The 18,379-nt window shown below is 66.7% G+C and carries 19 protein-coding genes and 1 tRNA gene; 11 read left to right on the plus strand and 9 right to left on the minus strand.

Annotated elements, in window-relative coordinates:
- Positions 1 to 219 precede the first annotated feature (219 nt).
- From AC04MD_RS02795 to AC04MD_RS02805, 3 genes are all read left to right on the plus strand, one after another.
- On the plus strand, positions 220 to 1,836 hold the full coding sequence (locus tag AC04MD_RS02795; RefSeq protein WP_475495797.1) for an alpha-glucosidase family protein: 1,617 nt from the start codon (positions 220 to 222) through the stop codon (positions 1,834 to 1,836).
- Positions 1,837 to 2,135: 299 nt separating this feature from the next.
- Complete coding sequence (locus AC04MD_RS02800; protein ID WP_475495798.1) at positions 2,136 to 4,898, plus strand: TonB-dependent receptor; 2,763 nt, start codon at positions 2,136 to 2,138, stop codon at positions 4,896 to 4,898.
- A 404-nt stretch (positions 4,899 to 5,302) separates the two neighbouring features.
- Positions 5,303 to 5,572, plus strand: coding sequence for a hypothetical protein (locus AC04MD_RS02805; RefSeq protein ID WP_475495799.1), 270 nt, complete (start codon positions 5,303 to 5,305; stop codon positions 5,570 to 5,572).
- A gap of 464 nt (positions 5,573 to 6,036) precedes the next feature.
- On the opposite strand, the gene AC04MD_RS02810 is transcribed toward AC04MD_RS02805, so the two are convergent.
- Positions 6,037 to 6,112 (minus strand) — tRNA-Ala (locus tag AC04MD_RS02810).
- Between the two features lie 17 nt (positions 6,113 to 6,129).
- Positions 6,130 to 7,239 carry a ribonuclease D gene (rnd, locus tag AC04MD_RS02815; RefSeq protein WP_475495800.1) on the minus strand — a complete coding sequence of 370 codons (1,110 nt, stop codon included), beginning with the start codon at positions 7,237 to 7,239 and terminating at the stop codon, positions 6,130 to 6,132.
- Between the two features lie 102 nt (positions 7,240 to 7,341).
- Between rnd and AC04MD_RS02820 the strand changes: the two genes are divergently transcribed.
- From AC04MD_RS02820 to AC04MD_RS02850, 7 genes are all read left to right on the plus strand, one after another.
- The gene (locus tag AC04MD_RS02820; RefSeq protein ID WP_475495801.1) at positions 7,342 to 9,213 is read left to right on the plus strand and encodes a formylglycine-generating enzyme family protein; all 1,872 of its coding nucleotides are present in this window, start codon (positions 7,342 to 7,344) and stop codon (positions 9,211 to 9,213) included.
- Between the two features lie 17 nt (positions 9,214 to 9,230).
- Positions 9,231 to 10,142 carry a M48 family metallopeptidase gene (locus AC04MD_RS02825; RefSeq protein ID WP_475495802.1) on the plus strand — a complete coding sequence of 304 codons (912 nt, stop codon included), beginning with the start codon at positions 9,231 to 9,233 and terminating at the stop codon, positions 10,140 to 10,142.
- Positions 10,139 to 10,681 (plus strand): SRPBCC domain-containing protein, encoded by a 543-nt coding sequence (locus AC04MD_RS02830; protein WP_475495803.1) that lies wholly within the window; start codon positions 10,139 to 10,141, stop codon positions 10,679 to 10,681. Before AC04MD_RS02825 ends, AC04MD_RS02830 begins: the two co-directional genes overlap by 4 nt.
- Positions 10,682 to 10,715: 34 nt before the next feature.
- A complete protein-coding gene (locus AC04MD_RS02835; protein ID WP_475495804.1) occupies positions 10,716 to 10,955 on the plus strand; it encodes a hypothetical protein in 240 nt (79 codons plus the stop codon).
- Positions 10,956 to 11,140: 185 nt separating this feature from the next.
- Positions 11,141 to 11,542 (plus strand): hypothetical protein, encoded by a 402-nt coding sequence (locus tag AC04MD_RS02840; RefSeq protein ID WP_475495805.1) that lies wholly within the window; start codon positions 11,141 to 11,143, stop codon positions 11,540 to 11,542.
- Between the two features lie 408 nt (positions 11,543 to 11,950).
- On the plus strand, positions 11,951 to 12,304 hold the full coding sequence (locus AC04MD_RS02845) for a VOC family protein (protein ID WP_475495806.1): 354 nt from the start codon (positions 11,951 to 11,953) through the stop codon (positions 12,302 to 12,304).
- 546 nt (positions 12,305 to 12,850) lie between these two features.
- Entirely contained in the window at positions 12,851 to 13,294 is a 444-nt protein-coding gene (locus AC04MD_RS02850; RefSeq protein WP_475495807.1) for a phage tail protein, read from the plus strand.
- A gap of 3 nt (positions 13,295 to 13,297) precedes the next feature.
- Here AC04MD_RS02850 and AC04MD_RS02855 read toward each other — a convergent pair whose 3' ends face one another.
- From AC04MD_RS02855 to gluQRS, 7 genes are all read right to left on the minus strand, one after another.
- Positions 13,298 to 13,513 (minus strand): hypothetical protein, encoded by a 216-nt coding sequence (locus tag AC04MD_RS02855; protein ID WP_475495808.1) that lies wholly within the window; start codon positions 13,511 to 13,513, stop codon positions 13,298 to 13,300.
- 6 nt (positions 13,514 to 13,519) lie between these two features.
- Entirely contained in the window at positions 13,520 to 13,810 is a 291-nt protein-coding gene (locus AC04MD_RS02860; protein ID WP_475495809.1) for a hypothetical protein, read from the minus strand.
- Positions 13,811 to 13,885: 75 nt separating this feature from the next.
- The gene (locus AC04MD_RS02865) at positions 13,886 to 14,056 is read right to left on the minus strand and encodes a hypothetical protein (RefSeq protein WP_475495810.1); all 171 of its coding nucleotides are present in this window, start codon (positions 14,054 to 14,056) and stop codon (positions 13,886 to 13,888) included.
- Between the two features lie 45 nt (positions 14,057 to 14,101).
- Entirely contained in the window at positions 14,102 to 14,842 is a 741-nt protein-coding gene (gene phbB / locus AC04MD_RS02870; protein WP_475495811.1) for an acetoacetyl-CoA reductase, read from the minus strand.
- Between the two features lie 74 nt (positions 14,843 to 14,916).
- Positions 14,917 to 15,420: a polyhydroxyalkanoate synthesis repressor PhaR gene (gene phaR, locus AC04MD_RS02875; protein ID WP_475495812.1), complete on the minus strand. Its 504-nt coding sequence runs from the start codon at positions 15,418 to 15,420 to the stop codon at positions 14,917 to 14,919.
- 175 nt (positions 15,421 to 15,595) lie between these two features.
- A complete protein-coding gene (gene phbB, locus AC04MD_RS02880; protein ID WP_475495813.1) occupies positions 15,596 to 16,336 on the minus strand; it encodes an acetoacetyl-CoA reductase in 741 nt (246 codons plus the stop codon).
- A 45-nt stretch (positions 16,337 to 16,381) separates the two neighbouring features.
- On the minus strand, positions 16,382 to 17,299 hold the full coding sequence (gene gluQRS / locus AC04MD_RS02885) for a tRNA glutamyl-Q(34) synthetase GluQRS (protein ID WP_475495814.1): 918 nt from the start codon (positions 17,297 to 17,299) through the stop codon (positions 16,382 to 16,384).
- A 118-nt stretch (positions 17,300 to 17,417) separates the two neighbouring features.
- On the opposite strand from gluQRS, the gene htpX reads away from it, so the two are divergent.
- Positions 17,418 to 18,299, plus strand: a complete 882-nt coding sequence (gene htpX, locus AC04MD_RS02890) for a protease HtpX (RefSeq protein ID WP_475495815.1) — start codon at positions 17,418 to 17,420, stop codon at positions 18,297 to 18,299.
- Positions 18,300 to 18,379 lie beyond the last annotated feature (80 nt).

An 18,379-nucleotide genomic window follows, 5' to 3' on the forward strand; every position in this document is an offset into this window, starting at 1 on the left:
GCGCGTGGAAAACCTTTGCTGCATCTACGTTTCAGCCGCACTCATGCGCGGGAGAGGCGTCCTGGGTCGATCGGCGCGCCTTCTCCGCCCACCGCCATCTGCATACGTATTCATGCGCGTCGATGACGACCGGCCTGCGCGCATCCGGATGTGCCGTGGAATAGTGGCGCCCGCCGAGCGCACCGGAGGGGTGCGCTACGCATTGCGACAGGTGCATCGATGACGAAGAACAACTGGTGGCGCGGCGCGGTGATCTACCAGATCTACCCCCGCAGCTTCCTGGACACCAACGGCGACGGGGTAGGGGACCTGCCGGGCATCGTCGAGAAGCTCGACTACATCGCCGGCCTGGGCGTGGACGCCATCTGGATCTCGCCGTTCTTCAAATCGCCGATGGCCGATTTCGGTTACGACATCGCCGACTACCGCGACGTCGACCCGCTGTTCGGCACACTCGCCGACTTCGATCGCCTGCTGGCCAAGGCGCATGCGCTGGGCGTCAAGGTGATGATCGACCAGGTGCTCAGCCATTGCTCGGTCGACCATGCCTGGTTCAAGGAGAGCCGCGAGAGTCGCGAAAATCCGAAGGCCGACTGGTACGTATGGGCCGATCCGAAGGAAGACGGTACGCCGCCCAACAACTGGATGTCGCTGTTCGGCGGCGTCGCCTGGCGCTGGGAACCGCGCCGCGAGCAGTACTACCTGCACAACTTCCTCGCCAGCCAGCCCGACCTGAACTTCCACAACCCGGCGGTGCAGCAGGCCACGCTCGACAACGTGCAGTTCTGGCTGGACCGCGGCGTCGATGGCCTGCGGCTGGATGCGATCAACTTCTGCTTCCACGACGCGCAGTTGCGCGACAACCCGCCCAAGCCCAAGGACAAGCGCGTCGGTCGCGGCTTCAGTCCCGACAATCCCTACGCCTACCAGTACCACTACCACAACAACACGCAGCCGGAGAACGTGGCCTTCCTGGAGCGCCTGCGCGGGCTGCTGGACCGCTATCCGGATGCGGCAGCGCTCGGCGAGATCTCGTCGGAAGATTCGCTGGCGACTACCGCCGAATACGTCACCGACCAGCGCCTGCACATGGGCTACAGCTTCGAGCTGCTGACCGAGGATGGCAGCGCGGCCTACATCCGCGCGACGGTCGAGCGGCTGGAAGCGGCGATGGCCGAAGGCTGGCCGTGCTGGGCGGTGTCCAATCACGACGTGCAGCGTGCGGTGACGCGCTGGGGCAACGGCGATGCGTCGCCGGCGCTGGCGGCGCAGCTGGTCGCGCTGGTGTGTTCGCTGCGCGGTTCGGTTTGCTTGTACCAGGGCGAAGAACTGGGCCTGCCGGAAGCCGACGTGCCGTACGAGGCGCTGCAGGATCCCTACGGCAAGACGTTCTGGCCGAACTTCAAGGGCCGCGACGGCTGCCGCACGCCCATGCCGTGGAATGACGATAGCCAGGCGGGCTTCAGCCAGGGCCAGCCCTGGCTGCCGATTCCCTCCGAGCATCGCGCCATCAATGTTGCCGCGCAGGACGCCGATCCGGCATCCGTCCTCAATCTCGTCCGTGGCTTCCTTGCGTGGCGGCGCGCACAACCCGCGCTGCGCAGTGGCAGCATCCGCTTCCTCGATGCGCCCGAGCCGGTGCTCGCGTTCGTGCGTGAAGAGGGCGCACAGCGCATTCTGGTCGTGTTCAACCTGTCCGCTGCTGCCGTGCAGTGGCCGCTGCCGGACGGCCTCGTCGCCGACGCACTGGAAGGCCATGGCCTGCAGCGCGTCATGCAGGACGGCAGCACGCTCTCGCTGCCTCCCCGCGGCGTGTATTTCGCAACGATCGCCTGATCTCCAGCGCCCCGACCGTGGGTCGGAGGCATCGAGCGCCGCTCGCGTGAGCGGCATTCATGAATCGTGTCCGGACGCGACGGCGATGCCGTTCTGGCGCCTGTTTTTCCGTATGGAACGCGAGTTACGGACGCTCGCGAAAATATGCATGAATACGTATGCAGCGCGATTTGTGCGGCCGCGCACGCCACTACCATGGCCGCACGTTTCGGGGCGCATGCCCCGGCGTGGCAGACCCGGGCGATCGCATCGTGCGACGTACCCGGTTCATCGCATACAACGTCCTTGGAGAGGGGAACATGCATTTCAAGCGCAACCTGCTGAGCGCGGCGTTGGCGTCCGCCATCGCGCTCACCGCGACCGGCGTACAGGCCCAGACGGCCGATGCCCCGGCTGACCAGAACCAGACCGACGCGACCGACCTCGACACCGTCGTCGTCACCGGCATCCGCCGCGGCATCGAGAGCGCGATCTCGGTCAAGCGCGAATCCACCTCCATCGTCGAAGCGGTGTCCGCCGAAGACATCGGCAAGCTGCCCGACGTCAGCATCGGCGAATCCATCGGTCGCCTGCCGGGCCTCGCCGCGCAACGCGTGGCCGGTCGTGCGCAGGTGATCAGCGTGCGCGGCCTGTCGCCCGACTTCTCCACCACGACGCTCAACGGTCGCGAGATGGTCAGCACCGGCGACAACCGCAGCGTCGAGTTCGACCAGTACCCGTCCGAACTGGTCGCCGGCGTGACCGTCTACAAGACGCCCGATGCCGGCCTCATCGGCCAGGGCCTGTCCGGCACGATCGACATGCAGACCGTGCGTCCGCTGAGTTTCGACGCGCCTGTCGGTACGGTCGGCGTGCGCGGCCAACGTAACGCGCTGGGCGCGGCGGCGGATTCGTCCGCCTACGGCGAGCGCATCAACGCCAGTTACATCACCCAGAACGAGGCGCGCACGTTCGGCTTCTCGATCGGCTATTCGCACACCACCACCCCGATCCAGGAAAACCAGGTCGGCCTGTACGAGCCGTGGCAGGCGATCGGCGACAACTGGCGCCCGGGCGTGCCGTCCGGCACGTTCTACTCCGACGGCATCAAGGCGCTGCGCCGCACCGGCGAGACCCAGCGCGACGGCGTGATGGCGACCCTGCAGTTCCGTCCCTCGAATGCCTGGACCAGCACGCTGGACCTGTTCCATTCGGAAGCCGAGCAGGTCGACACGGCCAACCAGCTCGAAGTGCATATCGGCGATTACAACGGGACGAATGGCGCGACCCGGCTCCAGGTCACCAACCCGTCCATCAATGGCAGCAACACATTCACCGGCGGGACCATGGGCAATGTCTACCCGCTGGTGCGTGGCATGTACAACAAGCGCGAGGACGAGATCAACGCGTTCGGCTGGAACAACGAGTTCACCGCCGGCCCGGCGCGCATCATTACCGACATCGGCTGGTCGCGCGCCAAGCGCGACGAGCTCAACCTCGAGAACAACACGCAGCTGCTGCCTTCGCCGCAGTTGGATACGCTGCAGCTGCAGATCCGCAACAACGGCTTCTCGCAGATCAACCCGGGGCGCGACTATTCGAATCCGGACTCGCTGTACTTGGCCAACACGATCTATGGCTCGGGCTACGGCAAGGTGCCGAACGTGGTCGATGAGCTGCGTACCGGCAAGCTGGCGGCCTCATTCCCGGCGCCCGCGTTCCTGTCGTGGATGTCGGACATCGATGTCGGCCTGAACTACGCGGACCGCGAGAAGAACAAGCGCCAGCCTGAGGGCAACATCAACCTCGGTCCACAGGGGGAGACGACGATTGCTTCCGATCTGCAGTACCGGCCGGTCGACCTGAGCTTTGCCGGTGTCGGCTACATCCCGTCCTGGAACGTTCCGGCCGCCGTCGCGCGTTACATGGTCTTCCGGCCGAATACCGATGCGGACTATCTCGTCGCCAAGTCCTGGGACGTCAGGGAAAAGACCACGACTGCTTACCTGCGCGGCAACATCAACACTGATTGGGGCAACGTCAGCGTGCGTGGTAACGCAGGTGTGCAGGTCCAGCGTGTCGACCAGTCGTCCGACGCGATCCGCCTCAGTGGCGGTGGCGATCCGCAGCCGATTCACATGGGCAAGACGTTCACCGATGTGCTGCCCAGCATGAACCTGGCGTTCGGCTTCGAAAGCGACCAGACCCTGCGCGTCGCCCTGGCCAAGCAGGTGGCGCGTCCGCGCGTCGACCAGCTGCGCGCGTCGCTGGAAGTGTCGGCGTCTGACGGTCCCGACCAGGACAACGGCCTGCGCAACAGCTTCGCCAGCGGTGGCAATCCGCTGCTGGATCCGTGGCGTGCCTACGCGTTCGACGTGTCCTACGAGAAGTACTTCGGCACCAAGGCCTACGTCGCCGCCGCCTACTTCTACAAGGATCTGCGGAACTACATCTACACCCAGACCGATCCGTTCTACGACCTGTCCGCGTATACGCCGGACATCCCGCCGAGCACGAACAACCCGGGCATCGGTGTCGATCCGATCGGCAGCTACACGCGGCCGGTGAACGGCGAGGGCGGTACGTTGCAGGGCCTGGAACTGACGGCTTCGCTGCCGTTCGACATGTTCACCGACGCGCTGCAGGGCTTCGGTGTGGTCGCCAGCGCCACGTTCAACGACAGCAACATCCAGATCCGCGATCCGGAAAGCGCCTCCAGCGTCGGCGGCGGCGATATCGACCTGCCGGGCCTGTCCAAGCGCGTCTACAACCTGACGGTGTACTTCGAGAAGAACGGCTTCGAAGCGCGCGTCAACCAGCGTCGCCGTTCGGACTTCATCGGCGAAATCGGCAACTTCAACGGCAACCGCACGCTGCGCTACGTGGTCGGCGAGAACATCACCGACGCGCAGGTCAGCTACTCGTTCCCGGACGGGCATGCGCTCGGCGGCCTGAGCGTACTGCTCCAGGCCAGCAACCTGACCGACGAGGCCTACCAGACCTACGCCGGCACCAAGGATCGTCCGCTGGAATACGTCGAATGGGGCCGCAGCTACCTGCTGGGCGTCAGCTACAAGTTCTGATCACGTAACCCGTGCTCTCCCGGCCCGTCGGCGTCCTGCCGGCGGGCTTTTTCTTTGTGGGGGTGGCAGGGGCAGCCGTACCGTCGTGCCGGAAGGTCCGGCCAACTGCATCCGGCGCTCGCATCCGGACCGCCCAGGTGCCATCATCCGGCCGTCGATACCGACCAGAGGATGCGGACATGGCCAAGGGCCTGGACAAGAAGAAAGAAGAGAAGAAGAAGCCTGCCAAGACGCTGAAGGAAAAGCGGGCGGACAAGCAGGAAAAGAAGAGTTCGCGGTAAACGGAGGCCGGGCGATCGCCCGGCCTTTTTGTTTCGTAGTAGGTCCGAGTAGGTTAGTTGTGCGACTGATTCAGGATCCGACTGCCAAGTCGTTGGGCGCCGGCCATGGATCCGGGAGAGATCATGAGGAAGGATATTGAAGCCTGGTGCAACAACAGCGGCGTGGTGATTCCTTCAGGCTTTCATCGTCATCCAGCACAACGCTACGTTGCTATCGATCTTGGGCAGCAACCACCGAAGCTGGTCGCCAGAACTTGGTTCAATCTGGAAGACATGCAGTACTACGTGGACAACGTGGGGCAATCAGCCAGCTATCGCTTCCTAGACTTCAAAGAACGCCAAGAGCTCACGTTGTCGGAGAGTGGTCGACTTGCGAGGTCGCATGGGTTCTGACCTTGCCTCCACGCCGATCTGCTGCGCGACTTTGATTCAGGCTTCGACCATGTCATGACAACGCCTTGTTACCCGGGAACAAAAACTCCTGTCCGTCGTGGAGACTTGGTACGGTGGCATGACGACGAGCAACTGGCTACCGTTGTTTTCGTCATCAGCACGGGTGATTTCGCTGACGACGAGTTGGGGAAAGACTGGTTCCGAACAGAGTTCAGCGAGGGCGTTATGATCGACACGCCGAGCGCCGGTTGGGTATTGGAGTCCGAGGACTGCAAGCACATCACGTTGGTGCGCTCCGTCGCGAGCGACGTCTGACTGTTCATCAATGCAGTTGAAGCGGGCGCTGTAGCGAAATGATCGGGAAAGTCGTGCACCGTCGGTGTCCGGAGACGGTCCGCGCCCACCATCGGAGCGGCCCCACCCCACAAAACAAAAAGCCCCGCGTGAGCGGGGCTTCGTGTAAGTGGTGGAGCCAAGGAGGATCGAACTCCTGACCTCGTCGATGCGAACGACGCGCTCTCCCAGCTGAGCTATGGCCCCACAAGAGCGGCGCCATTCTAGCCCGCAGGAATCGCCTGTGCCAAGCCTCGGGCGCCCAGGATCGGGGCCAGTACCGGCTCCAGTTCACGGCGCCGCCAGCCGGACAGGGCCGACGGCCACTGGCCGGACTCCTGCAGCGCCTCCAGGTAGCGGCGCGAGGCCAGCACGCCGTCCGGCAGGCCGAGCTCCTGGCTGCGCGCGGACACCGCATCCTGCAGGCGCTTGAGCTGCGCCTTGTCGTCGTCGCTGGCGTTACGGGCCACCGGCATCGCCGATTCATCGTCCAGTGGCGTCTCCAGCGCCTGCCAGACCGCGTCCGCCAGCTTGCGCGGGGCCTTCGGCTGGGTGTCGAACAGGCGCAGCAGCGCCGCCTTGTCCGCGGGCGGCGTGCGCGCCAGCGCCACCGCCAGCTCGTTGTCCAGGATCCAGCTGCGCGGCTTGTCGCTGGCGCGCGCCTGCACATCGCGCCAACGCAGCAGGCGCACCAGCCGGCGCTGCGCGTCCACCTCGAGGAACTGCGCACTGCGCATCGACAGGTGCGGCCAGCGCTCGCCGTCGTCGTGCGCCGCGTTGTCGACGAAGCGCGCGCAGTCTTCCTCGACCCAGGCCTGCCGGCCCGTGGCCGCCAACTCCGCCTGCAGCGCATCGTGGATGGCGAACAGGTAGCGCACGTCGTCGGCGGCGTAGTGCAGCTGCGCGTCGCTCAGCGGCCGGCGCAGCCAGTCGGAGCGGGTCTCGCCCTTGGCCAGCGCCACGCCGGTGACGCGCTCTACCAGCTTCTGGTAGCCGATGCCGGCGGCCACGCCGGCGATCGCGGCCGCGATCTGGGTGTCGAACAGCGGCGCCGGCAGCGCATCACAGGCCACCTTGAACGCCACCAGGTCCTCGCTGGCGCTGTGCATCACCTTGGTGATCGAGGTATCGGTGAGCCACGGCCGCAGCGCGTCGGTCATGCCGGGCGCCAGCGGATCGACCAGCAGTACATCGTCGTCGATCGCGATCTGCACGAGGGCGAGCTGCGGCCAGAAGGTGCGCTCGCGGACGAATTCGGTATCCAGGCCGATCCGCGTCGGCCGGCGTTGCAGGTGCGCATCCAGCGCGGCAGGGGTGTCGATCCAGTGGGGCACGTCATCTCCGCGTGATGCTTCGTTTGCTCAGTCAGGGGACAATAACCTAAGGTCCCGGTCCAGCCGGTATCGTCTGCCGGCACTGTCCGCCGGCATTCTCTCATGGGGCCGCCGGGCTCCCGTCACGGAGGGTGTTTGCGCGCGATCCTCGCCGCCTTGTTGTTGTCGCTGCCCTGGCTCGCCGGCTGTACGCGCGATGCGGCTGATGCCGCGGGCGCGGATGCCGGCGCCGACACGGTCCGCATGCCGAGCGTCACCGTGACCGGCGACGACAGCGCGGTCGATGAATTGAACTGGCGTCCTCCCGCGGTGACGCTGGCATCCGACGGCGTGGCCGATGCGCACCAGCGCGCCGCGAAGGCGCTGTCGGAAGGCCGGTTGTTCGACAGTGCCGACGACGCCATCCCGCTCTACCTCGCCCTGCAGCGCCTCGACGCCGGCGACGCACGCGCGAAGACCGGCCTGGGCCGCAGCCTCGATCGCCTGCTGGAGCAGGGCGCGCAGGCCCTGCGGCACGCGCAGGACCGCACCGAGTCGCTGCGCCGCGCGCGCCAGATCGCCGCGGTCGCGCGCACGGTGGCGCCGGGCGATAGCGCGGTCACCGCGTATCTCGCCAAGGTCGATGACGTCGACCAGCTCACCCGGCTGAACGTGGCCAGCGAGCGCGCCCTGCGCGAAGGACGGCTGGGCGAAGACGGGGGCGGTGCGCTGGCCGGCTTCCGCGAGGTACTGAAATGGAAACCGGGCCAGGCGCGCGCGATGCAGGGCGTGGCCGCGGTCGAGAGCGCCATGATCCGCCACGCCGAGGACGCCGCGCTCGCCAGCGATTTCCCCACCGCGCTGCGCTGGCTCGACGATGCCGCCAAGGTGCGCGACGACGCACAGACGGTGGCCGACGCGCGCGTGCGCGTGGAGTCCATCCGCCTGGCGCGCATCGTCGAACTGCGCGACGCCGGCGTGCGCGACATGGCCACGCCGCTGGGCCTGAAGGACGCGCGCATCAAGCTGACCGAAGTGCTGCGCATCGCCGAGCCCGGCAACCGCGTGGCGGCCGACTTCCGCCAGCGCATCGACCTGGCCACCTATTACGGCCAGTTCCGCCCGGGCCAGGCCTTCACCGACGGCCTGCACTACGGCGGCCGCGGGCCGGAAATGGTGGTGGTGCCGCATGGCGGTTTCCTGATGGGCGCCGCCGACGAAGAGAGCGGCGCGGCCGATGCCGAGAAGCCGGCGCATTACGTGCGCTTCGACCGCGGCTTCGCCATGGCGCGGCACCCGGTGACGGTCGGCGAATTCCGCCGCTTCGTCGAGGCCACGCAGTACCGCCCGCGCGCGACCCGCCGCGGGCACTCGGTGGTCTACGACGAACGCAGCGGCAACTTCGTGCGCCGCAGCGGCGTGGACTGGCGCTCGGACTACGCCGGCCAGCCCGCGAGCGAGGACATGCCGGTGCTGCACGTCAGCGTGTACGACGCCGAAGCCTATGCCGAATGGCTGGCCGGGCAGACCGGCCACGGCTATCGCCTGCCCAGCGAGGCCGAGTTCGAATACGCGCTCCGCGCGGGCGAGCAGGGCCGCTATCCCTGGGGCAACGGCCAGCCGCCGCGCGGGGTCGGCAACCTGACCGGCGGCAACGACGCCTCGCCCAGCGGGCGCACGTGGAACAACGCCTTCGTCGGCTACGGCGACGGCTACTGGGGGCCGGCACCGGTGGGTCGTTTCCGCGCCAATGCCTTCGGCCTGAAGGACCTGGACGGCAACACCAGCGAATGGGTCGGCGACTGCTGGCACGCCAGCTACCGGCGCGCGCCGGCCGACGGCGCGGCGTGGTTCAATCCCGGCTGCCGGTCGCGGGTGGTGCGCGGCGGCTCTTGGGCCAGCTCGCCGGCCCAGGCGCGGGCTGCATGGCGTTCGTCCTCGGATTCGGATATGACTAATGCGCGGGTGGGCTTCCGCGTCGTGCGCGGCATCTAGCCGCCAGGGAGAGGGGCATGAGGCAAGATCCTTACGGGCGTTCGCAATACGGGCAGGGCGGCGGCCGGCGCGGCGGCGGTCTCGGCAACCTGCGCTGGCTGATCCTGCTGGGCTTCCTGATCTACGGCGGCTGCTACTACTTCGGCAACCGCGTGGTCGATCCCTATACCGGCGAGAAGGTGCTGATCGACAACTCGATCGGCGTGGAGGAGGAGAAGGCCCTCGGCCTGCAGGCCTATGAAGAGATCCTGCAGCAGGAGCGCCCGGTCGATCCGAATTCGCAGATCGCGCAGCAGGTACGCACCATCGCCCAGCGCCTGATCGCCAAGATCCCGGAAGTGGAAGCGGCCATCGCGGCGGAGAAGGGCACCCAGCCCAGCGGCAACTGGAAGTCCTTCGAGTGGGACGTCAACGTCATCCAGTCCGACCAGGCCAATGCCTTCTGCCTGCCCGGCGGCAAGATGGCGGTCTATACCGGCCTGATCCCGGTGGCGCAGAACGCCGACGCGGTCGCGGTGGTGATGGGCCACGAGATCGCCCACGCGCTGCTGCGCCATGGCGCGCAGCGCATGTCGCAGCAGAAGCTCACCCAGATCGGCCAGATGGCCGGCGCGATGAGCGGCATGGACCCGCAACAGCAGCAGATGGTGATGGCCGCGATGGGCTACGGCTACCTGTTGCCGTACGCGCGCGAACACGAGACGCAAGCCGATGAAGTGGGCCTGATGCTGGCCGCCGCGGCCTGCTTCAATCCAGAAGAGGCGGTACCGCTGTGGCAGCGCATGAGCGAAGCCAGCGGCGGCCAGGCGCCGCCGGAGTTCTCGTCCACCCATCCCAACCCCGGCACGCGCATCCAGAACCTGACCGCGCTGATGCCGAAGGCAAAGGAGTACCGGCAGAAGTTCTGCGCGCAGGGCGCGGCACAGTGAAGTGCCTGCTACGCCACGTGCTGCTGATCGCGGGCGCGATCGCGGCGCCGGCCTATGCCGAGGTCAAGGACGCAAAGCCGGACGGTTTCACCATCGAGAATTCGGCATGGGTCCCCGCCAAGCCGCAGGCGGCCTACGCGGCGCTGGTGAACGACGTCGGCCGCTGGTGGCCGGCCGAGCACACCTGGTGGGGCGATGCGTCGAAGCTCTCGATCAGCGACAAGGCCGGCGGCTGCTTCTGCGAGATCAAAGGCGCGCAGCAGGCCTGGCATATGACGGTGACGTTCACCGACCCCGGCACGCTGCTGCGCATGACCGGCGGCCTCGGCCCGCTGCAGGGCATGGGCTTGAACGGGGCGCTGGAATGGCGCTTCGCCGAAGAGAACAACGGCACCCGCATCACGCTGTGGTACCGCGTCGGCGGCTACACCCCGGATGACCTCGGCAAGTTCGCACCGGCCGTGGACAAGGTGCAGGGCGTCCAGCTCGGCGGCCTGGCGACCTTCCTCGGCGCACCGACACCGACACCTTCGCGTTGAGTTCCATCACATCCCTCAAGGAGAGCAGGACCGCATGAGCATTCGTCTGACCGAAAAGGACAGTGGCCGCGCGCTGGGCACGATCTCGCAGGAAGACTTCCAACTGCTGGTCGACCACATGGAAGAGGAGTCCTCGACGGACCGGGACTACTACGTCGAGCACACCGCCATCGATGCGCTGGAAAGCCTAGGCGCCAGCGCCGAGTTCGTCGCCCTGCTGCGCACTGCGGTGGGCGAGTCGAAGGGGATCGATGTGGTGTGGGCCGAGGCGTAAGGCGCGACGCACGACGTAGGATGGGTGGAGCGAGGCAATACCCATCGCTTTGAACATGATCGCAACGAGAGGTCGGCAGGCCGGGTTGTCAGGCCAGCCGATCGGGAGCCACGATAACGAGGCGTTGAGAAGATGAGGTGCGTGTCGTGGTGATCGGTAGGCCTCAGGCACGTCGCGCGGTTGCCATGGGCGTGCTCGCGGCGTCGCTCCTGTTCGCGGGCTGCGGGTTGTTCGATTCCGGCGTGCGATGGGAGGATGGCCGCTTCGTGGTGGCCTGGATCGACACGCCATCGAGCGCTCATCTCGCTTACAAGATGGAGGGTGACACCTCGACGCGCGTCGTCGACGCCTGCGTCTTCGCGGTCGCTTCCGATGCGCGCTACATCACGCTGGTGCAGGCGACGGACGGCCGGGCAGCCGATGCGCGCCATTTCGTCGTGGACAAGATGGCCTACTCGCCGGAGAGCGCGCCTGCGAAAGGAATACAGGGTCCCCTGTCGAAGCCCGCATTCGATGCCTTGCGTGAACGCCTGCAACTGCCGCTGCCTCGCGAGGTGATGCCGGCGCGCCTGTGCAGTCCCCCCTGATATCGTTTGTAGGATGGATGGAGCCCAAGGCGGCCTCCAACGGCGAACCCGGTCTACCCATCATCTCGGACGACGATTTTCTTGACGATGGGTATCGCTTCGCTCCACCCATCCTACGTAGCTGCACCGGCCCGGCTCGAACTTCCGTGCGCTCGAGGAATGACAATGCTTGCGAGATTGCTGTTCGTGGTAGGCGGATTCTTTGCGGGCGTACTTCTTAGCTTCGTGGGCGCGAGCCTGTTGGTTCGCCTGACCTATACCTGCGTGCCAGCGGAAGCGCCTTGCGATGGGGGCGCCTACGCAGGTATCGGCCTTTTCATCCTGTTGGCTCCCATCCTGGGGCCCTTGTTTTCTTGGGTGGGGTATCGCGTCTACATCCGCCACATCGCGTCGCAGGAGTAAATCTGCATGTCCCCCCGCATCATCCCCATGCAACCCGTCCGCCATCTGCCGCGGGCGATCGCGTTCTACGAGCAACTGGGGTTCACCGTCGAGGATCGGCGCGACGACTGGGGCTGGGCGAAGCTGCGCTGGGGCGAGTGTCGGGTGATGCTGGACCAGTCGATCAACGTCAATCCGGATGGCCCGCGCGGCGCGGTGCTGTACCTGTATCCGGACGATCTGGTGGCGTTCCACCGGCAGGCGCGCGACAACGGCCTGGACGTGCCCGACCTGGACGACACCTTCTACGGCATGCGCGAGTTCCGCATCGACGACCCGGATGGCAACCGCCTGTGGATCGGGCAGCAGGCGACGGGATAGGGCGTCGCACCAGCGGGATCGTGACGGACCGTCGTCCGGGCTCACATCCGTCGGCGGGGATGGCATTCCGGGCGCCATCGATGGCCCTCGATGCTCCATCGATGGGGCTTCGATACCCTCTTGTCTCACACGGAATGCCAACGATCGGGCTCGGAAAGCCAGGGTGTGGCACTCGGAAAGCCATCGATCGCATTCCGGGCCCGGCGCGTCTCACGTTGAAAGCCATCGATGGGATTCCGAATGCCATCGATCGCTTTCAAGATGCCATCGATGGCGCTCGGAGTGTCATCCGTCTCACACTAAATCCCATCGATCGCGCTTCGAGTGCCAAGGGATCGCCCTCAGAATACCATCGATGGCTTTCCGAGCCCGAGGTTTGGCATTCCAAGCCTTGCGCGAGGGATTCGGGGCTCCATCGATGGGGCTCGACAGGCGAGCTCGCCTCGCGAATGCCACCTTGCTGACCTCCGGCACGGCATCTCTGCGTTGGAAAAGACGTCGGTGGCACGCCAGCGCCGGCTTCCCTCCCTCACATGGAACCTGCCCATGGCCGTAGTACGTGACCGTCCGTATGCCGGAATGAACTTCCTCGTCGACCTCGGCACCGGGGAGGACGGCGCCCAGGGCGGCGTGTCCGAAGTGACGTTTCCCGATGCGCGGCTGCAGCTCAACGAGTACCGCAACGGCAACGACAAGACCCTCGAAGCGACCAAGCTGTCTACGCTGACGCACTACGGACACCTGGTGCTGCGGCGGGGCGTGATCGGATCGCTGGCCTGGTACCAGTGGTGGGACGAAGCACGCAACGGCGGCGATGCGCGGCGCACGATTGCGGTGACGCTGCTGGACGAGCAGGGCAATCCGGCGATGCGCTGGCGCTTCCTGCGCGCGCGACCGGCGGCCTACCAGACCTCGTCGATGGATGCCGCACTGGGCGAAACCCTGTTCGAGACGCTGGAGATCGCGTTCGACCGCTTCGAACTGGAGTAAGCCTCAGTCCCGCGGATCGCGCGGCGCATCACGGAAGTAATGCAGCACGAAGCCGATCGCCACGCCCAGCAGCCCGCAGCCGAGCGCCATGGCGGCGGAGGCGGGCTCCTTGCCGGTCAGATAGAACACGGCGACGCCGGCGGCGATACCGAGCAGGGTAGGGATGGCGAAGCGCGGCCTCGCCCAGAGGTCGAACAACAACGACCCGAGCATCTCCATGACGGGTCAGGGTGCTGGCGGTGCAGGGCAGGGGCCCGACATGCCGGTCTCGTACATCTGCAGCGTCCAGCCGGCGGGTTCGAGCACATAGCGACGCTCGGTGCGGACCGCGCCCTCGCATCCGACCAGCAGCACGCTGGAACCGGGCTTCGCCATCGCCAGTGCCACCGGCTCGATGCAGCCGACACGCTTGCAGCGTGGTGCATCGGCGCGTGCGGTGGTCTGCGTGGCGCAACCGGCCAGGCCGGACAGTGCCATCACGACGATCAGCCATCCTGGTGAACGGACACCGTGCATGCGACCTTTCCTGAGCAGGCCACGCAGCGTGGCGGGACGACGGTATCGCGCCGCCCGCCTGCATACAACCCGGTGTCAGAGCTTGCTGAAGACCGTGGCGGCGACCAGCAGGCCGAAGCCGGCGACCACCAGCCAGAACGCGTGCGGCGCCAGTACCGGCACGTAGCCGAACTTGGCGGCGATGCCGCCGCTGCCGAGCAGCAGCGCGATCAGCCAGACGCCAAAGGTGGGAGGAGTGAGTTTCATCGGGAATCCTTGTCGTGTCGGTGGTGCGTCGGGCGAAGCCGGCGCTCAGAAGCTCATGAACAGGCCGCCATTGACCGGCAGGTTGGCGCCGGTGATGTAGCCGGCGTCGTCGGCGGTGAGGAACGCCACCGCACGCGCGATGTCGTCCGGCTGGCCGATGCGGCCGACCGGTACCGCAGCGACGGTGCGGTCGCGCACGTCATCGGGCATGGCGCGCGTCATCGGCGTTTCCACATAGCCGGGCGACACGCTGTTGACGGTGACGCCCTTGCGCGCGACTTCGCGCGCCAGCGACATCGAAAAGCCGTGCAGGCCGGCCTTCGCCGCAGCGTAGTTCACCTGGCCGAAGTTGCCGGTCTGCCCGCTGACCGAGCTGATGTTGACGATGCGCCCGAAGCCGCGCGCCTGCATGCCGTCGACGGCGTGGCGGCAGAGGTTGAACACGCTGTCCAGGTTCACCCCGATCACCGCGTCCCACTGCGCCTTGTCCATCTTGCGCAGGGTCGCGTCGCGGGTGATGCCGGCGTTGTTGACCAGGATGTCGAGCGCGCCGTGGCGCGCCTCGATGTCCTGCACCAGCCCCGCGCAGGCGTCGAAGTCGGCCACGTCGACGGTGGCGGTCTCGATGTCCAGCGAGGCGGTGCTGGCGCGGAAGTGGTCCAGCCGTTCGGGCGAAGCGGGCAGGTCGGCGGCGATCACCTTGCGGCCGGCGTGCGCCAGCGCCCGGCAGATCGCCAGCCCCAGCCCACCCATGCCCCCGGTGACCACGGCGATGCGTTGCGTCATGCGGAATTCCTGTATCGCGGCTCAAAAAAAGGCCCGCGCAACGGGGCGCGGGCCGGGTTTCATTACGTTCGGTATCAGCGGGCGCGCGTTTTCGGCGTCTCGCGCGGGGTTTCCTTCGGCTTGACCGTGGTCGGACGGCCCATGCCGCCGGTGAGGTTGCGCTGGAATTCCTGCCACAGCTCCATGTTGCGCTCGGTGAGCTGGTTCATCATGGTCCACGGCGTCTGGCCGAGCAGGTTGCCCATCTGGCTGCGGAACTGCTGCTGCTGTTCCATGAACAACTGCATGCTGCGCTCCAGGTAGTTGCCCATGAAGCCCTGCAGCGAGTCGCCGTAGAAACGGATGATATGGCTGAGCAACTGGGTGGACAGGATCGGCTCACCGTCCTGTTCCTGTTCGCTGATGATCTGCAGCAGCACGGTGCGGGTCAGGTCGTCGCCGGTCTTGGCGTCGCGTACCTCGAAGTCCTCGCCATCGACGATCAGCTGGCGCACGTCCTCGATGGTGATGTAGCTGGAGATCTCGGTGTCGTAGAGACGACGGTTGGGGTACTTCTTGATGATGCGGATCGCAGCCATTGAGTCTTCGCTCTAAACGCGTATGACGGCAGCATGACGCAGCGCAACAGCCCTTGCAACAGGCCACAAGGCAGGGACTCCCTGTTCAGGGAGCGAGAGATGCTGCGCAGCATAAAAACGGACGACGCCCCTGGCGGGGCGTCGGGGGACACGGTCGAGGCAGGCCGCTACGGGCTTACCAGCCCATGTGGTGGCCACCGTTGATGTCGAGATTGGAGCCGGTGATCCAGCTGGCCTGTTCGTCCACCAGGAAGGCCACCGCATAAGCGATTTCCTCCGGCTTGCCGAGGCGGCCGGTGGGGATGTCGGCGGCGATCTTGGCGCGGACTTCTTCCGGGACCGCCATCACCATGTCGGTGGCGACATAACCGGGCGACACCGTGTTGACGGTGATGCCGAGCTTGGCGTTCTCGCGCGCCAGCGAAATGGTGAAGCCGTGCATGCCGGCCTTGGCGGCCGCGTAGTTGGCCTGGCCGTACTGGCCCTTCAGGCCGTTGATCGAACTGATCTGGATGATGCGGCCCCACTTGCGGTCGCGCATGCCGTCGATCACCGGACGGGTGACGTTGAACACCGAATTGAGGTTGGTGTTGATGACATCGCCCCACTGGGTGGCCGACATCTTGTGGAAGGTGCCGTCGCGGGTGATGCCGGCGTTGTTGACCAGCACTTCGACCGGGCCGAGGGTCTGTTCGACTTCCTTCACCATGGACTGCGCTTCGTCCGGCGAGGTCACGTCACCCTTCACCAGCGCGAAGTCGTATCCGTCGGCCTTCATCTGCGCCTGCCACGCGCGCGCCTTCTCTTCGTTGCGGTAGTTGGTGGCGACCTTGTGGCCCATGTCGGCCAGCTTCTTGCAGATGGCGGTACCGATACCTCCGGTGCCACCGGTGACCAGGGCGACGCGCGATGTCATGTGGGGAATCTCCTTGGACCGTCGCAGCCCGACGGCCACCCGATTCTAGACAGCGCCCGCGACAGGATTGTTGTGCGCTGCAGCGAACGTCATCGACCTCACATTGGGCAGGCGTTCCGGGCGGAATTCGCGCGTCATCGCACGCAGCGCGACATCGACCGTCACGGCGTCCGCGACCACGGCCGCCGCCTGGCCCAGCGCCTGCCAGGCGACGCGCAGGGCGGGCAGGGGTGCGGCGGCGTCGACCGGGAGCGAGGCCATCGACTTCGACAGCTTGTCGCCCTGCGCATCGACGATCAGCGGCAGGTGCAGGTAACGCGGCGTGGGCACTCCGAGCGCGCGTTGCAGCAGGATCTGCCGCGGCGTGGAGTCCAGCAGGTCGGCGCCGCGCACGATGTCGGTGATGCCCTGCGCGGCGTCGTCGACGACGACGGCCAGCTGGTACGCCCAGAAACCGTCGGCCCGCCGCAGCACGACGTCGCCGACCTCGCGGTCCACCGCCTGCACGACCTCGCCCTGCAGGCCGTCGTGGAAGGCGACCCGGGTGCCGTCCGGTACGCGCAGGCGCACGGCGGGCCGGCGCGCGTGATCGCGGGCGACGCAGGCGCGGTGGATGCCGCCGCTGGCCGCGAGTTCGCTGCGGCTGCAACGGCATTCGAAGGCGCTGCCCTCGTCCAGCAGGCGCACGAGGGCGTCGGCGTAGGCGGCATGACGCGTTCTCTGCCAGATCACCGGTTCGTCGGACACCAGGCCGAAGGCGGCCAGCGTGGCGAGCTGGTGCTGTGCGGCGCCCGGGACTTCACGCGGCGGGTCGAGATCTTCCACCCGCACCAGCCACGTGCCTGCGTGATGGCGCGCCAGCAGCCAGCTGCCCAGCGCGGCGACCAGCGAGCCGACATGCAGCCGACCGGTGGGCGAGGGCGCGAAGCGGCCGCGATAGGGGGAGGGAACGCTGTCGCTCATTCGTCAGAGAAAGGAAAGCTGAACCACGCAGTCAGGGAGTCGCTTGAATTCAAGCGGGCACAGCCGCAATTCTGCGGGCGTAACCGTTTGCATACCACTCATTCCGGAGATCGCTGTCGTGTTCACGCGTGTCGCGTTGTTCCTTGCTACCAACTTGGCCGTGCTGGCCCTTGCCAGCGTCGTCATGTCCCTCCTTGGCGTCAATTCCAGCCAGATGGGCGGACTGCTGATCATGGCGGCGATCTTCGGCTTCGGTGGCTCGCTGATCTCGCTGCTGACCTCGAAGTGGATGGCCAAGCGCGCCACCGGCGCCATGGTCATCGAGCAGCCGCGCAACGACACCGAGCGCTGGCTGGTGGCCACCGTACAGCGCCAGGCCCAGGCGGCCGGCATCGGCATGCCGGAAGTCGCCGTCTATGACGCGCCGGAGATCAACGCCTTCGCCACCGGCGCCAACCGCAACAACGCGCTGGTGGCGGTATCGACCGGCCTGCTGCGCTCGATGACGCAGGACGAGGCCGAAGCCGTGCTCGGCCACGAGGTCGCCCACGTCGCCAACGGCGACATGGTGACGATGGCGCTGCTGCAGGGTGTGCTGAACACCTTCGTCATCGTGCTGGCCCGCGTGGTGGGCGGCATCGTCGACGGCTTCCTGTCCGGCAACCGCGAGGGCGAAAGCCGCGGCTTCGCGTACTACACCATCGTGATGGCGCTGGAAGTGGTGTTCGGCCTGTTCGCGACGATGATCGCGATGTGGTTCTCGCGTCGACGCGAGTTCCGCGCCGACCAGGGCGGTGCCACGTACGCGGGCCGCCAGAAGATGATCGCCGCGCTCGAACGCCTTAACCAGCAGCACCAGCCGAGCACGCTGCCGGCGCAGGTGGAAGCCTTCGGCATCGCCGGCGGCATCGGCCAGGGCATGAAGAAGCTGTTCCTCAGCCATCCGCCGCTGGAAGACCGCATCGCCGCGCTGCGCGCGCAGCAAGGGACGTTCGCCTGAGCCGCGTCGCGACGGCAATGAAAGGAAAACCCGCCGGAAGGCGGGTTTTTCATGTCCGGTCTTTGTAGGAGCGGGCCATG

It is taken from the genome of Pseudoxanthomonas sp. LjRoot206, assembly GCF_056175725.1.

Excerpts from the sequence above, each read along its gene's own strand:
- AC04MD_RS02795 (WP_475495797.1), top strand. The coding sequence starts at position 220 with ATGACGAAGAACAACTGGTGGCGCGGCGCGGTGATCTACCAGATCTAC.
- AC04MD_RS02800 (WP_475495798.1), top strand. The coding sequence starts at position 2,136 with ATGCATTTCAAGCGCAACCTGCTGAGCGCGGCGTTGGCGTCCGCCATC.
- AC04MD_RS02805 (WP_475495799.1), top strand. The coding sequence starts at position 5,303 with ATGAGGAAGGATATTGAAGCCTGGTGCAACAACAGCGGCGTGGTGATT.
- AC04MD_RS02820 (WP_475495801.1), top strand. The coding sequence starts at position 7,342 with ATGGGGCCGCCGGGCTCCCGTCACGGAGGGTGTTTGCGCGCGATCCTC.
- AC04MD_RS02825 (WP_475495802.1), top strand. The coding sequence starts at position 9,231 with ATGAGGCAAGATCCTTACGGGCGTTCGCAATACGGGCAGGGCGGCGGC.
- AC04MD_RS02835 (WP_475495804.1), top strand. The coding sequence starts at position 10,716 with ATGAGCATTCGTCTGACCGAAAAGGACAGTGGCCGCGCGCTGGGCACG.
- AC04MD_RS02840 (WP_475495805.1), top strand. The coding sequence starts at position 11,141 with ATGGGCGTGCTCGCGGCGTCGCTCCTGTTCGCGGGCTGCGGGTTGTTC.
- AC04MD_RS02845 (WP_475495806.1), top strand. The coding sequence starts at position 11,951 with ATGTCCCCCCGCATCATCCCCATGCAACCCGTCCGCCATCTGCCGCGG.
- AC04MD_RS02850 (WP_475495807.1), top strand. The coding sequence starts at position 12,851 with ATGGCCGTAGTACGTGACCGTCCGTATGCCGGAATGAACTTCCTCGTC.
- AC04MD_RS02855 (WP_475495808.1), bottom strand. The coding sequence starts at position 13,513 with ATGGAGATGCTCGGGTCGTTGTTGTTCGACCTCTGGGCGAGGCCGCGC.
- AC04MD_RS02860 (WP_475495809.1), bottom strand. The coding sequence starts at position 13,810 with ATGCACGGTGTCCGTTCACCAGGATGGCTGATCGTCGTGATGGCACTG.
- AC04MD_RS02865 (WP_475495810.1), bottom strand. The coding sequence starts at position 14,056 with ATGAAACTCACTCCTCCCACCTTTGGCGTCTGGCTGATCGCGCTGCTG.
- phbB (WP_475495811.1), bottom strand. The coding sequence starts at position 14,842 with ATGACGCAACGCATCGCCGTGGTCACCGGGGGCATGGGTGGGCTGGGG.
- phaR (WP_475495812.1), bottom strand. The coding sequence starts at position 15,420 with ATGGCTGCGATCCGCATCATCAAGAAGTACCCCAACCGTCGTCTCTAC.
- phbB (WP_475495813.1), bottom strand. The coding sequence starts at position 16,336 with ATGACATCGCGCGTCGCCCTGGTCACCGGTGGCACCGGAGGTATCGGT.
- gluQRS (WP_475495814.1), bottom strand. The coding sequence starts at position 17,299 with ATGAGCGACAGCGTTCCCTCCCCCTATCGCGGCCGCTTCGCGCCCTCG.